This is a genomic window from Methylobacterium sp. CCH5-D2 (assembly GCF_001556475.1).
Lineage (GTDB): Bacteria > Pseudomonadota > Alphaproteobacteria > Rhizobiales > Beijerinckiaceae > Methylobacterium > Methylobacterium hispanicum.
Genome location: NZ_LSIX01000557.1, coordinates 1 through 2,124 on the forward strand (window position 1 = coordinate 1; position 2,124 = coordinate 2,124).

Below are 2,124 nucleotides of genomic sequence, written 5' to 3' on the forward strand. Positions count from 1 at the left end.
AGGTCACCATGAAGCCCAGGGCCCACAGCATCGGCACCTCGAAGCGGATGCGCCCGCCATAGAGCGTGAACAGCCAGTTGAAGACCTTCACGCCGGTCGGCACCGCGATGATCATCGTGGTGATGCCGAAGAACGCGTTCACGTCGGCGCCCGCGCCCATGGTGAAGAAGTGGTGCAGCCAGACCATGAAGGAGAGGATGCAGATGCCCATGGTGGCCATGACCATCGATCTGTAGCCGAACAGGGGCTTGCCCGAGAACGTGGCGATGATCTCGGAGAACACGCCGAAGGCCGGCAGGATCAGGATGTAGACCTCCGGATGTCCCCAGGCCCAGATGAGGTTGATGTACATCATCGGGTTGCCGCCGCCGTCGTTGGTGAAGAAGTGGAAGCCGAGATAGCGGTCCAGCATCAGCATCCCGAGGGTGGCGGTGAGGATCGGGAAGGCTGCGACGATGAGCAGGTTCGAGGCGAGCGCGGTCCAGCAGAACACGGGCATCCGGCTGTAGCCCATGCCGGGCGCGCGCAGCTTGAGGATCGTGGTGGTGAGGTTGATGCCCGACAGGAGCGTGCCGACGCCCGAGATCTGCAGCGCGACGAGGTAGTAGTCGACCCCGACATCCGGCGAGTAGGCGAGTTCGGAGAGCGGCGGGTAGGCGAGCCAGCCGGTCCGGGCGAACGCGCCGATCACGAGCGACATGTTGACGAGCAGGACGCCCGAGGCCGTCAGCCAGAAGCCGACCGAGTTGAGCGTCGGGAAGGCGACGTCCCGCACCCCGAGCTGGAGCGGCAGCACGAAGTTCATCAGCCCGATGGTGAAGGTCATGGCCACGAAGAAGATCATGATCACGCCGTGGGCGGAGAAGATCTGGTCGTAGTGCTCGGGCGGCAGGTAGCCGGGCGCGCCCCCCGTCGCCAGCGCGAGCTGCGAGCGCATCATGATCGCGTCGGTGAAGCCGCGCAGCAGCATCACCAGGGCGAGGAGCACGTACATCACGCCGATCCGCTTGTGATCGACGCTGGTGATCCACTCGCGCCACAGATAGGGCCACCAGCCCTTCAGGGTCACGAGCGCCAGGACGCCGAGGATCACGACGACGACGAAGCCGCCCGCGAAGAGGGGGATCGGTTGGCCGAGCGGCAGCGCGCTCCAGGACAGCTTGCCGAGCATCACTTGTCTCCGCGCAGGTCCGCGGCCTGGCGCGGCGGCGCGCAGAGCAGGGCGGCGGACCGGGACATCCACGTCTTCAGGACCTGATCGAACAGGTTCGGCGCGACGCTCGCGAACGTGCGCGGCGGCTCCGCCTGGCTGGGCTTGGCCAGGGCCTCGTAGCCCGCGCGGTCGAGCCTGCCGTCCCCGGCCCGGACGCCGGCGACCCAGGCCTCGAAGGCGGCGGGCTCCTGGGCGAGGACGTCGAAGTGCATGCCCGAGAAGCCGCCGCCGCTGAACTGGGCCGAGAGGCCCCGATAGGTTCCCGGGCGGTCCGCCTGCAGGTGGAGGCGGGTCTCCATGCCCGCCATGGTGTAGATCTGGCTGCCGAGCTGGGGCACGAAGAAGGAGTTCATCACGCTGGCCGAGGTGAGGCGGAAGCTCAGCGGCGTGCCGGCCGGGACCACGAGGCGGTTGACCGTCGCGATGCCCTGCTCGGGGTAGAGGAACAGCCACTTCCAATCGAGCGAGACGACCTCGACCGCGAGGGGCTTTCGCGGGGCGGCGAGCGGGCGGGCGGGATCGAGGTCGTGGGTTGCGACCCAGGTCATGCCGCCGAGGAACAGGATGACGAGGGCGGGGATCGACCAGACCATGAACTCGATGCGGCCCGAGTAGGACCAGTCCGGCCTGTATCGGGCGCGCGCGTTCCGGCTGCGGAACCACCATGCGAAGGCGAGCGTGGCCAGGATGACCGGCACGACGATGGCCAGCATCACCGCGGTGGCGTTGAGCAGGATGGTGCGCTGCTGCAGGCCGATCGGCCCCTGCGGATCGAGCACGCCGGCGCAGCCGGAGAGGCAGAGGGCGAGGCCTAGCGTCGATCCGAGCGCGGCCGGCCTCCGGCCCCGGCTCGGAAGTCCGGCCCAGGCCGGTGCGTCCCCCCTCATCCGCAGACCTTTTCCCCTGATCCC

Annotated in this window: 2 protein-coding genes; both read right to left on the reverse strand. The window is 68.3% G+C overall.

From position 1 onward, the window contains the following. Positions 1-1,171: cbb3-type cytochrome c oxidase subunit I (locus tag AX737_RS14220; protein WP_197430580.1), on the reverse strand; the 1,171-nt coding region annotated here is incomplete at its 3' end. Then, complete coding sequence (gene cyoA, locus AX737_RS14225; RefSeq protein WP_082773045.1) at positions 1,171-2,100, reverse strand: ubiquinol oxidase subunit II; 930 nt, start codon at positions 2,098-2,100, stop codon at positions 1,171-1,173. The genes AX737_RS14220 and cyoA, both read right to left, overlap by 1 nt. Positions 2,101-2,124: the final 24 nt, after the last annotated feature.